Raw genomic sequence first — 11,713 nt, forward strand, 5'->3', positions numbered from 1 at the left:
GTTAAGATTTATCTTTCCAGATCCTTATTTAAAATATCTGTTATAATTCCTGAACCTATAATCCGGGCTCCTTCCCTAAACTCAAACTGAAGACCTGAATATAATTTCCCGGCAAAAAAAGGCACAGCTATAATTGTAATTTCTGCCAGAACCTTTTCACCCGGATATACCAAGTCTCTACCTACAAATATTTGCCGACCAGATGTTTGCATTTCTGCAAACGCAAACTTAAGTTGGGGTCTGTAACCCGAATGAACGGGTGTTACTCTTCCACCTTCTTCTGTCGTGAGATATTCTAATTCAGCAATAAAATCGGCTGAACGACTCATAAATTTTACCTCAATCCTACTTCCCCTTCAAAAACCCGTTTTGCTCTAGCCAGTTGGCGGCCCAATCAAACCATTTGCCTTTGTTTTTTGGATTATTTAAGCCGATGCCATGCGATCCTGTTTGCTGAAACAGGTGCATCTCTACCTTTACTTTGTTTTTGAGCAGGGCGTCATACAACAGCAGACTGTTTTGTACCGGCACCACATCATCATCCTGCGAATGCATGATAAAAGTTGGCGGGGTATTGGAAGTAACCTGTTTTTCGTTGGAGTACAAGTCGATCTGTGCCGCCGATGGTGTTTTACCGATCAGGTTTTCGCGCGAGCCTGTGTGAGCAAACTCACCAAAGGTAATCACCGGGTAAGCCAGTATCATAAAATCCGGACGTACACTGATGCCACCAGTTTCAATCACCGGTTTATCAAAATGCGTTCCGGCTGTTGAAGCCAGGTGCCCCCCTGCCGAAAAACCGATAATACCTATTTTGTTTGGATCGATCCCCCACTCGGCAGCGTGCTTGCGTACCATGAGGATAGCTGTTTGCGCATCCTGCAGGGGGCCGATCGATTTATCCTTCATGATCTCGTCGCTGGGCAAACGGTATTTTAACAGGTAAGCAGTAACACCTATTTTATTAAAAGCCTCGGCTATAGCAGAGCCTTCATGAGCAGAGGCCAGGCCAGAATATCCCCCACCCGGACAAACAACAACAGCAGTACCATTTGCAGTACCCTTGGCCGGCAAATAAGGTGTAATAGTAGGTTGGCTTACATATTTTATCCAATTATTTTCGGTAACCTCTACGTAAGTGGCAGGTGTTGGTTTGGAATTGGGTACTCCTTTTGGATATAAGGGGATCGCTTTTTCCTGACTATATGCCGCAGCTGTTGCTATCATTAAAATAAAGACTGATAAAATGGGTTTCATAAAAAGCTTATATATGGGCTGGTAAGTTACAATTTCTGTTTAAAACAAAAAACGGCACTATATGATATAGTGCCGTTTTTTTTATAGCAGATAAACAATTTAACTCTTTGGTCCGCCAAATTCCATGAGGTAAGCTTTCAGGAAATCGTTCAGATCGCCATCCAGTACGGCGGCGGCGTTGGAGGTTTCATGATCGGTACGCAGGTCTTTCACCAGTTTATACGGGTGCAATACATAGTTGCGGATCTGTGAGCCCCACTCAATTTTCTTTTTATTGCCTTCAATGGCATTGGTGATCTCCATACGTTTGCGCATCTCAATTTCATACAATTGCGATTTGAGCAAGCGAATGGCGTTATCCTTATTTTGTAACTGCGATCGCGACTCCTGGTTTTTGATAATGATACCCGATGGCTTGTGGTATAAACGTACGGCGGTTTCTACCTTATTCACGTTCTGCCCACCGGCACCACCAGAGCGGAAGGTTTCAAACTCGATATCGGCGGGGTTAATATCGATCTCAATAGTGTCATCAACCAAAGGATAAACATATACCGAGGCAAACGACGTATGGCGCTTGGCATTGGCATCAAATGGCGATACCCGCACCAAACGGTGCACACCATTTTCGCCTTTTAAATAGCCATAGGCAAAATCGCCTTCCAATTGCAGGGTAACGGTTTTTACACCGGCCACATCACCAGGCTGATAATCCTGCTCGGTAACTTTGTAGCCATTTTTTTCGCCCCACATAATGTACATACGCATGAGCATACCTGCCCAGTCGCAGCTTTCGGTACCACCGGCGCCGGCTGTAATTTGCAATACGGCGTTAAACTGGTCTTCCTCGGCCGAAAGCATGTTTTTAAATTCCAGCTCCTCAACTACCTTGATGGCGGTGTTGTACTGCTCCTGCATTTCTGCTTCGGTAGCATCACCGCCCTGGTAAAATTCAAAAAGCACGCCGGTATCATCAATTACTGAGGATACTTTCTGAAACTCATCTGTCCATACCTTTTTGGTTTTGATGGATGCCAGCACTTTTTCAGCTTCTTTGGGGTGATCCCAAAAATGAGGGCCAACAGTTATTTCCTGTTCTGTTTTTAATTGGTCAAGCTTCTTGTCGATGTCAAAGATGCCTCCTCAGGGAAACTAATCTATCCCTTAAATCCTGAATCTGTTCTTTAGTCATGCGGCAAATATAGGTAATTTGCTCATCGGCATAAATAAAAAAGTAGACTCACCCCGACATCGCTGCGCTCGTGACCCCTACACTGCGCAAGCAGGTAAAAAAGATTTGTCATGCTGAACGGAGTGAAGCATCTATTATTGAACTTTTCAATTGTAGAATAGATCCTTCGTTCCTCAGGATGACAAAAAATAAGAGAAAGATTGCCCCCCGGTGCAGTCGCTCGGCTCCAGCCGAGTGACCATTATAACCCGGCCTCCGGCCAATGTAAAAAGCACAGCTACATTTAACTCGCAGGTCAGAGGCCTGCAAATAGTCGTCACTCGGCGGGAGCCGAGCGACTGCAAATGTTTTTTATTTTTTCCCCTACCCTCTTTGCGGCAAAGCCGGAGAGAGGGTGGCCCAGCGAAGCGCAGACGGGGTGAGTCGGTTATACGAATGCTAAGCTTTAAAAGCCATTCTAACCTTGGACTATTTACACTCAATAGGAGCGTAATTTTGTCAAAAAGTGGGTTTACATGGTTTACACTTTTTAGGGTTAAATTCAATTTAATTAATTGATATACAGAATTTTATTTAAATTCACCTCCCAAAAATGTAAACCATAATTTTGTCCATGTTACCATTACATAACTTACAGCAGGCATCGGTTAAAGTAAATTCCCAGCGTTGGCACTAACAAAAAAGGCCCGCGAAATCGCGGGCCTAACTATGTCAGTTATATTTTGTTAAGCTACCATCAGTTTATTTACCAATAAGCTCAGGTCGGCTTTGTTACCGTTTAGTTTGGTTAACATGTTAGTTAAGCCAAATTCTTTGATCTGCTCGCTTTTTGATGCTTTTACCAATTCCTGCATCACCTGTGGTATCAACGCGTTGGCAGCAGCCAGTGACTGTACCGGATCGATATGATAAAAAGTGTTTAAACGATTGGCAAAGCGGTTAACAATGCTTGATACTAATGAATGATTGTAAATACCCGACGACTGAAAATACTTAATAAGTTCTTTCAACTTACCATTTTCCATCTGGCCTTTTAAAACCTCAATGATGGAACTTGATGCTTCAATCATCACTGCTTCGCGGTGCTTAGCAGGTATTACTGGGTTGTTAACAACAGCCGTCCCGGCGTTATTTTTTACAAGCAAAAAAAGTTTTTCAAACATGACCTTTTTTATTTTTACTTTTAAATTTACAAATTGATGATAAATCAATCATTTGATTATCAACAAGACAAATATATCAAATAACTATTTGAAATCTCCAAACAATTGTCAAATATTTTTAAAATTTTCGTAATTTTTAGGTGTAAAACAAACACTATGTAAACCGTGTTAAAACAACACTAAGAATTGTTAGTTTCATATTTAATATCCACCTAACAATTAACTTGTTACTTTTGTTAAAAAACACTTCAATTATGCTGCCAAATATCGATTTTACCACCACCCAGAGTTATAAATATTTAACAGACCATTACATCGATATCGTATCAAAAAGCCTGAAAGAGCTATTTGATACTGATAAAGAGCGTTTTAAGAAATTCTCTATCCAGTTTGAAGACATTTTGTTTGATTATTCCAAAAACCGGATCGACGAGCAAACTATCGCTTTATTGATACAGTTAGCTAAGGAATGTTCACTAAATAAGGCAATTGAGGCCATGTTCTCGGGCGAAAGGATTAACGTTACCGAAGACCGCCCCGTGCTGCACACCGCCCTGCGTAACCGCAGCAACAGGCCTATTTATGTTGACGGCAAAGATGTAATGCCCGATGTAAATAAAGTGTTGGATCACATGAAGGATTTCAGCCACGCCATTATATCTGGCGACTGGAAAGGCTATACCGGCAAACCGATCACCGATGTGGTGAATATCGGCATAGGCGGATCTGACCTGGGTCCGGTAATGGTTACCGAAGCATTAAAGGCTTACAAAAATCACCTTACCCTGCACTTTGTATCCAACGTTGACGGCACCCACATTGCCGAAACGCTGAAAGTGGTTGATCCGGAAACTACTTTATTCCTTATCGCTTCCAAAACTTTCACCACACAGGAAACTATGGCGAATGCGCACAGCGCACGCGACTGGTTCCTGGCTGCCGGTGCAAAAGAGGCTGATATAGCCAAACATTTCGCGGCCCTGTCAACCAATGCTGCCGCGGTTGGCAAATTCGGTATCGATACCAAAAACATGTTTGAGTTTTGGGATTGGGTTGGCGGTCGCTACTCTTTATGGAGCGCCATTGGCCTGTCCATCTCTTTGAGCATTGGATTTGATAATTTTGTAAAACTGCTGGAAGGCGCCCATGCTACCGACGAACATTTCCGTACCACTGAGTTTGAACAAAACATCCCGGTGATACAGGCTTTAGTGGGTATCTGGTATAATAACTTCTTCGAGTCAGAAACCAACGTTATTTTACCTTACGACCAGTACATGCATCGCTTTGCTGCTTATTTTCAACAGGGCGACATGGAAAGCAATGGTAAACATGTGGATCGTAACGGTAAAGAAGTTGATTACTCTACCGGCCCGATCATCTGGGGCGAACCAGGCACCAACGGTCAGCACGCTTTTTACCAGCTGATACACCAGGGCACCAAACTGATCCCTGCTGATTTTATTGCGCCTGCACAATCGCACAATCCGCTTGGCGAGCATCATAACATGTTACTGTCCAACTTTTTTGCACAAACCGAAGCTTTGATGAACGGCAAAACCGAAGAGGTAGTGATCGACGAGCTAAAAGCGGCCGGTAAATCAGAAGCAGAGATTGCCGAAATAGCGCCTTTCAAAGTATTTGAAGGTAACCGCCCTACCAACTCGTTCCTGCTTAAAAAGATCACCCCGCACAGCCTGGGTTCATTAATAGCGATGTACGAGCACAAAATATTTGTACAAGGCATTATCTGGAACATTTACAGCTTTGATCAATGGGGTGTTGAACTGGGCAAACAACTGGCCGGCAAAATCCTTCCAGAGTTAAAAGATAACAGCGAGATCAGCAGCCATGATTCATCAACCAACGGTTTGATCAATCAGTATAAAGCCTGGAGGTAGGGCCCCAGGTCCCTGAAGGGGGAGCTTTTTGATTAGCATATTTAAAAGCAGGAGTTGAATTAATCGACTTCTGCTTTTTTATTTTTTTTTACGTTTAAACTTTAGGGCTAAAACAATCTCTATACTTATATAATTTAAGCGTGATTAATATGACCAAACCTTTTAAACCTATCATCATAGTACTGTTGACTATTATGATCACCTCATGCGGAGCAATCCATGATAGCATAGATGCCGGAAGACCTGTAAATCTGAGTGTATTAAAATTAGGGATGAGCAAAGATGAAGTGCAGCAATGTTTAAACAAAAAACCGGATAATACCATAGCCGCTAAAAATTATCCTGATACTAAAACATTTATCGAGGTAGTACAATACAGCCAGCAATACTACCAAAATGGCGATACCAACCGGCCCGTTAGTGACGCTTACTGGCTATATTTTGTAAACGATAAGCTCGATAAATGGGAAAAAGCCAATCCACATCATACACCGTGGATTTAAACATTATAATTTCCAGAAAGTAATAGTCCATGAGATAACAGCGGGTTATTTGCAGCTTAAGTTCCCTCCCTCGGGAGAGTAATAGCCCATGATTTGACATTTACCAGAAAAGGCTGTCACCTTTTGATCAGTTAATTAAAAGTGTGTTGTAACATGGCTCAGCATAAAATATCTAAACCTAAAACCTGCCATTGAAAACCTTTATTACTAAATATCCTGTAGCTGCGTTTATTATTTTAACTTTTGGCATCAGTTTTCTGATCGGTTTTCCGCTGAAACTATTTATCCTTAATCAGCTATTTCGGGGGCAGGAACTTGGGCTAAATTATTACTCCAAAATTTTTATAGTTTTTGGCCCGGCATTGGCGGCGATTATCGTAACCGCCGTCACATCTGGTAAAGCCGGGATAACAGCCCTGATTGGCCAATTAAAACCAAATCCAAAACATCTTATTTGGTGGCTGGCTCTGCCTGTGGCAGGTACATTGCTCACTGTATTGGCGTTTATACCCCAGGGAGTTACGGCCCCGGAAATGATTAACCTGATTGGCAAAAACTGGGGATTTTTTTTAGCGCACCTGGTTTTAACAACACTGATGATTGGTATAGGCGAAGAATTAGGCTGGCGGGGATGGCTATTGCCCAAACTTTCCGAAACCCGGACACTAACATCCGCCACATTGATAGTATTTATCATTTGGGCATTGTGGCATTTCCCATTATTGCTTAGCGGCTACAAAGTGGCTATACCTTTCGTGATAATCAATTTATCAATGTCTGTCATATTCACCTGGATATGGCAACGGGTAAACGGAAATATTTTTGTACTGGCCATCGCACATGCTTCAGTTGATTTTCCGGAAGCTTTTTTCGAAAGCAGGGTTATCGCCACCGGGCATAACTGGAATGATATATTAAATATGTGGGCCATACTAAGCACTATTTATGCGGTACCGGCCATCATAATTTTCTTTGTTTTAAGAGCCCACCAATCCCCTAAAGGGGAAGCTTTTTGATGTGCAGATGTGCGAATTTCAGATGTGCAGATGCTTTTAATATTCTGTTTAGTGCAGATCATTTGCATATCCGCACATCTGAAACGGCGAAGTCCTCAACGGAGTTAATCTGCAAACCAAAAGTTCCCTCTTTAGTGGGTTAGGGGGCTGGGGTAAGCTTTATCTGGTACAAGTGCGGCCATTTTTTGCCGGTTACAAACAGGCGTTTGGTAGCGGCGTCATAGGCTATACCGTTCAGTACGTTGTTACCCCAATCCCTATCCTGCGGACGGCTGGCCATGGGGTAAATATCTTTCAGATCTACCTTTTGCAGTACCGCTCCCGTTTTGGGGTCGATAACCAGTATATCGTCTTTTTGGTAAACGTTTGCATACAGTTTGCCATTGATGTATTCCAACTCGTTTACAGAATCAACTTTGGCTTTATCATCATAAACATCAATAAAACCCGTTTGCTTATAAGTGTCTTTATCCAGGAAAAAGATACGGTTGGTACTATCATCTGTATATAGCTTTTTTCCATCAAAGCACATTCCCCAGCCCTCTACACCCACATTATTGGTAAAGGTGCTTAATAGCTTTAATGTATTTTTATCGTACACAAAACCAACCTTTTCCCGGTAGGTAAGCTGGATAACTTTATTGCCCACTACAGATAATCCTTCACCAAAATATTGCGCGCCAAGCTTGGTCTGCATCAACACTTTTCCGGTTTGCAGATCAACTTTCCTGATGGTGGAATGACCTGGCTCGCCGGTACTTTCATATAAAACGCCATCTGCATATTGCAAGCCTTCGGTGTAGGCACTGGTATCATGCGGGAATACCTTTTCAACCTTATAGGTGAGCAATTCCGGTGCTTTGGCCGCCAATAAAATAATATTGGTGGTTACTTCCTGATCTTTACCTCCGGCGTACACTTTGGCGGTAATCACTTTTATACCCAGCGGAATAGTATCTGTTTTGATGCTGATACCTGCCGAATCTTTAGCCACGCCCAATTTTAAGGCATCCAGCATATATACAATGGAGTCGGGTTTTGTATCGGCAGGCAGGCTTACTTTAACCTTTACTTCATCACCCGATTTGTAAGAGGTACCAGCTTCGGGACTGATGGTATAATCGGCGCCGTTATCTTTGGGTTTATTATTGCAGCTACAGCCAAAGGCCAATAAGGCACAGGCTGTAAAAAGTAATTTTATTTTATTATTCATAAGTATATCAGGTGGCCGAAGGCCAAAACGCATCTTCAATGTGGTTTATTATATAATTTTTATCCCTGTCAAACAAAATAGCGATAATATCAAACCGCACTTCGCCCTGGTGGTTCATGAGGTAAATATATTCATCCGCGGCATCGGCCAGTAATTTTTGTTTACGGGCATCCACAAAATCCTCAGGTTCACCAAAGGCGTTGCCCGTGCGTGTTTTTACTTCGGTAAATATAATAACCTTGTCTTTATATGCAATCAGGTCTATCTCGGCTTTTCCGTGGGTCCAGTTCTCATCCAGTATTTCATAACCGGCATTTTCCAGGTGGGTTTTGGCTAAAGCTTCGCCGATGCGGCCCAGGTCGAGGTGTGTGGCCATTATTTAGAGTTAAGAATCAAGAACCAAGAATTAAGACAATAGTAAAACAATGCAATAACAAGGGCATGGCTAAGAGGAGTTCCCCGCTCTTCTTGATTCCTGATTCTTAACTCTTGACTCCTATTCTGCATCATTTGATAATTACCGAGCCTAAAAAGTCGGAGATCATTTTCTCCACCTTTTTCATGCGGATGTACTGGTTCAGCAATATTTCCTGGTCGGCTTCGGTTTCGGCCTTTTGCAATTCGTTGCGCAGGGCCTCCAGCATTTTACCCACTTTGTGTTTCTTGAGGTGGAATATAGCCCCCAGGATAGTGGCTTTCATATTAGCCTGCTCATCATTCACCAGTATATTGTGCATCTCGTACCAGTTTTCGCTAAGTGTATACTTGGTGGTGAGCATGTTGATGGTGAGGTCAACAATACCTTTATCCTTGTGATGGATAAAATAAGCATCATCGGGCAGCACGCCGTTCTCTACTTCCTGCCGGTACAAGTCGGTAAATACTTTACAAGCCGGGTGCTCAAAGGTAACATCGCCCAGCTCCGCTATCATAAACGGACCGATATAGGTATTGGCGATGCCATCCCAATCAATCATCCTGTTGCCGTACAGGAGCAATAACCTGATAATTTCTTTTTCCTGCGCACTTTCATCCTTGGCTTCCTGAACATCGGGCTCGTCAAAAAAGTTGGGCTCATCAGGAGGTTGCTGGGGTGAATACCGGGTATTTTGCTGCTGCTGACCATCCTTTTTGGCTTTGGCCTGCCGCATTTTATTCAGTTCGGACAGTAGCGAACGCTCATCTATCTGTAACAGATAACTGCATTCCTTGATAAAAACCGAAGCCTTAATGGAGTCGGGGATCTTGGCAATACTCTCTACGATCTCACGGATGATCTCGGCTTTTTTGATCGGGTCGTTACCGGCATCTTTTAAAAGCAGGGTAGCTTTATACAGAATAAAGTCTTTTTTATTTTCCTCGATGTGCTTTTTGAAGGCATTGGTGCCCACCAGGCGCACATACGAGTCGGGGTCATGCCCGTCGGGGAACGAAACTACTTTTACGTTGAGTCCAGCTTCTAGTATCATATCCAGCCCACGGAGGGATGCTTTGATGCCCGCTGCGTCGCCATCATAAAGGATGGTGATATTCTGCGTAAAGCGGCTGATCAGCCTGATCTGTTCGGTAGTTAACGATGTACCTGACGATGCCACCACGTTTTCAATCCCGGCCTGGTGAACCGACAATACGTCGGCATAGCCCTCAACCAGATAACAGTTATCCTCGTCGCGGATGGCCTTTTTGGCAAAATACAGGCCGTAAAGTACGTTTGATTTATGGTAGATCTCGCTCTCGGGCGAGTTTACATACTTGGGTACATTTTTATCTTTCTTGAGCGTACGACCACCAAAAGCTATCACACGACCGGTAAAGCTATGTATCGGGAACATCACCCGGCCCCGGTACCTGTCGTACAGCGTACCGTTATCACGCTTAACCGATAGCCCGCTCTCCTCCAAAAACTGCTGCTGATACCCTTGATTGATAGCGGTACCGGTGAAAGCTTCCCATTGATCGGGTGAATAACCGAGCTCAAATTTCTTGATGGTTTCGGTAGTAAAACCGCGTTCTTTAAAATAGCTCAAGCCGATATTTTTTCCTTCATCGGTATCCAGCAGGCTTTCATGGAAAAATTTGGCGGCAAAGGCCGTCACGATCATGAGACTTTCGCGGCGCTGGTCTTCTTCCTTGTTTTCGGGGTGATCAACGGTTTCTTCCACCTCGATACCGTACTTCTTGGCCAGCCATTTTAAGGCTTCGGGATAGCTGAATTTCTCCAGCTCCATTAAAAAAGTAACCGCCGAGCCACCCTTTCCCGTCGAGAAATCTTTGAAAATGCCCTTCGCCGGGGATACCGTGAACGATGGCGTACGCTCATTAGCAAATGGCGATAGGCCTACGTAGTTTGCACCACGCTTTTTTAACTGCACAAACTCCCCTATCACCTCCACAATGTCGGTGGCTTCCATAATACGGTCGATAGTGGATTTTATGATCATTAGCTAAAATGCAAAGGTAGGTCATCGAGGTTTTAGTATCAAGTAGCTAGTATCAAGTATCAAGATTTTAAAAATTTATTTTCAATTGTGAAGCTGTCTTGATACTTGATACTAGCTACTTGATACTAACCAAACGTGGTTTTAAAAATGTTACCGCAATCCCGGCAAGCACAATCACACTGCCTATTATTTCTTTGAGCTGTAAACTTTCGTGCAGTAAAATCACCGCGATAATACCTGCAATAACCGTTTGCCCCAAAAGCGCTATGGCTACTTTGGTACTTTCCAAAAACCGCAGCGAATAGTTAATAGTTATCCAGCCCGTCAACTGGCAAAGCAGGCTCATCCCTAAAAAACAAAGCCAGCTGTTTAAAGGAAAATCAACCAGGTTGTTGCCCTGCCAGCAACTAATGATGAGCAGAAAAATACTCGCTGCCAGCATATTATAAAACATAAACGACAGCGTGCCTATCCGCTGCAAAATATTGTTGGTGATGACAATATAGATCGAATAAAATATACTCGCTAAAATGGCCAGTACAATACCAATATTAAACTGAAGTCCCAGGATATTCTGATAACCCACCAAAATAATCATGCCTACCATAGCGATACCCGTGCCGGCCCAAAATAACATACCCGATTTTTTACGTAGGATAAAAAAGCTGATGAGCCCTACCCAAACCGGAGCCAGGTTAGCCAGCAAGGTTGATATGGTGGCGCTGATATGCCCTAAGGAAATATTCCATACGGCAATATCTGATGCAAAGATGAGTCCGCCAAGGAAAGCGGTTAACAGATCTTTAGTCGTAATTTTAAGATTAACCTTCCAGAAACACCATGGAGCCAATACCACCCAGGCCAAAAATACCCTGTAAAATGCCGCGGTAATAGGCGGCGCCCCACAAAGTTTTACAAATATGGGCGAAAAGGCTATACATAAAATACCAATGGCCAGACTGATTTTGGGGTTCATAGGGGTAACAGATGAGGGGCAAATTTAGTTAAATAGCTTATCATTAAGGCC

Annotated in this window: 11 protein-coding genes; 3 read left to right on the forward strand and 8 right to left on the reverse strand. The window is 43.2% G+C overall.

Annotated features, from left to right (window positions below; translation table 11 throughout):
- Positions 1 to 8: 8 nt before the first annotated feature.
- The 4 genes from FHW89_RS13905 to FHW89_RS13920 all read right to left on the reverse strand — a co-directional run bounded on the left by FHW89_RS13905 (position 9) and on the right by FHW89_RS13920 (position 3,612).
- Positions 9 to 329, reverse strand: coding sequence for an elongation factor Tu (locus FHW89_RS13905; protein WP_172335654.1), 321 nt, complete (start codon positions 327 to 329; stop codon positions 9 to 11).
- Between the two features lie 16 nt (positions 330 to 345).
- Entirely contained in the window at positions 346 to 1,227 is an 882-nt protein-coding gene (locus tag FHW89_RS13910; RefSeq protein WP_253952233.1) for an alpha/beta hydrolase, read from the reverse strand.
- Between the two features lie 129 nt (positions 1,228 to 1,356).
- A protein-coding gene (gene prfB, locus FHW89_RS13915) for a peptide chain release factor 2 (RefSeq protein ID WP_172335656.1) occupies positions 1,357 to 2,449 on the reverse strand; the annotation gives its coding sequence in 2 pieces (ribosomal slippage) (positions 1,357 to 2,388 and positions 2,390 to 2,449; 1,092 coding nt in all).
- Positions 2,450 to 3,174: 725 nt separating this feature from the next.
- A complete protein-coding gene (locus tag FHW89_RS13920) occupies positions 3,175 to 3,612 on the reverse strand; it encodes a hypothetical protein (protein WP_172335657.1) in 438 nt (145 codons plus the stop codon).
- Between the two features lie 254 nt (positions 3,613 to 3,866).
- On the opposite strand from FHW89_RS13920, the gene pgi reads away from it, so the two are divergent.
- The 3 genes from pgi (at position 3,867) to FHW89_RS13935 (ending at position 7,032) form a co-directional block, all read left to right on the forward strand.
- Complete coding sequence (pgi, locus tag FHW89_RS13925; protein ID WP_172335658.1) at positions 3,867 to 5,513, forward strand: glucose-6-phosphate isomerase; 1,647 nt, start codon at positions 3,867 to 3,869, stop codon at positions 5,511 to 5,513.
- 149 nt (positions 5,514 to 5,662) lie between these two features.
- Entirely contained in the window at positions 5,663 to 6,016 is a 354-nt protein-coding gene (locus FHW89_RS13930; RefSeq protein WP_172335659.1) for a hypothetical protein, read from the forward strand.
- Between the two features lie 191 nt (positions 6,017 to 6,207).
- Positions 6,208 to 7,032, forward strand: coding sequence for a CPBP family intramembrane glutamic endopeptidase (locus FHW89_RS13935; protein ID WP_172335660.1), 825 nt, complete (start codon positions 6,208 to 6,210; stop codon positions 7,030 to 7,032).
- Between the two features lie 139 nt (positions 7,033 to 7,171).
- On the opposite strand, the gene FHW89_RS13940 is transcribed toward FHW89_RS13935, so the two are convergent.
- From FHW89_RS13940 to FHW89_RS13955, 4 genes are all read right to left on the reverse strand, one after another.
- A complete protein-coding gene (locus tag FHW89_RS13940) occupies positions 7,172 to 8,245 on the reverse strand; it encodes a glutaminyl-peptide cyclotransferase (RefSeq protein WP_172335661.1) in 1,074 nt (357 codons plus the stop codon).
- A 7-nt stretch (positions 8,246 to 8,252) separates the two neighbouring features.
- Positions 8,253 to 8,621 (reverse strand): YraN family protein, encoded by a 369-nt coding sequence (locus tag FHW89_RS13945; RefSeq protein ID WP_172335662.1) that lies wholly within the window; start codon positions 8,619 to 8,621, stop codon positions 8,253 to 8,255.
- 130 nt (positions 8,622 to 8,751) lie between these two features.
- On the reverse strand, positions 8,752 to 10,686 hold the full coding sequence (gene dnaG / locus FHW89_RS13950; RefSeq protein WP_172335663.1) for a DNA primase: 1,935 nt from the start codon (positions 10,684 to 10,686) through the stop codon (positions 8,752 to 8,754).
- Positions 10,687 to 10,801: 115 nt separating this feature from the next.
- Positions 10,802 to 11,662: a DMT family transporter gene (locus tag FHW89_RS13955; RefSeq protein WP_172335664.1), complete on the reverse strand. Its 861-nt coding sequence runs from the start codon at positions 11,660 to 11,662 to the stop codon at positions 10,802 to 10,804.
- Positions 11,663 to 11,713: the final 51 nt, after the last annotated feature.

The sequence above is a fragment of the Mucilaginibacter sp. SG564 genome (assembly GCF_013149275.1).
GTDB lineage: Bacteria > Bacteroidota > Bacteroidia > Sphingobacteriales > Sphingobacteriaceae > Mucilaginibacter.